This window comes from Nonomuraea maheshkhaliensis (genome assembly GCF_039529435.1).
GTDB classification, from domain to species: domain Bacteria; phylum Actinomycetota; class Actinomycetes; order Streptosporangiales; family Streptosporangiaceae; genus Nonomuraea; species Nonomuraea maheshkhaliensis.
In genome coordinates, this window is the sequence record NZ_BAAAMU010000347.1 from 1 (window position 1) to 512 (window position 512).

Annotated in this window: 2 protein-coding genes; both read right to left on the reverse strand. The window is 36.5% G+C overall.

Annotated elements, in window-relative coordinates:
• Positions 1-121, reverse strand: a 121-nt coding sequence (locus ABFX54_RS57375; RefSeq protein WP_428834677.1) for a shikimate kinase, incomplete at its 3' end; no start/stop codon positions are given.
• A 67-nt stretch (positions 122-188) separates the two neighbouring features.
• On the reverse strand, positions 189-512 hold a 324-nt coding region (locus ABFX54_RS56790), incomplete at its 5' end, for a hypothetical protein (protein ID WP_346115643.1).

Here is a 512-nt window from a genome sequence, read left to right on the forward strand (position 1 = left end):
CTATAAAATCTCGCATCAATTTCTTCGCTACAAGCTTGCCTACGGTTGTTTTTCCAACACCCATAAAGCCTATAAAAACAATATTTTTCAATCTAAATAAATCATTTTGAACGCTTCTCATTTTACTCACCCGTACTGTTCCATACTTTATTGTGAATTATACCACATTGTGAGTAAGAAAAGGATGTTTATGCTCCGAATACATCACTAGGAATTCCACCATCTGAGTAGTATCGAATAGGCTTCCCTTTTTCTTCTGCATACTTGATCTCTTTTCTTGTACTTTCACCTATGTAGCCATCTACATCAATGACGAAGATTTCATCAGAAAGATCTATTTTTCTGAAATGAATCTCTCCCAATAATTCAGCCTGTTCCTGTGTTATTTCAAATCCTTCACTCTGCTCGAAAAAGGCTACACTCATCACAACATTACCTTGCAGGGTTAGGAAAGCGTTTGTTCTCTCAAACGGCTCCTTAAACTTAGTTGAGCCGCATAATGTGATTACTTT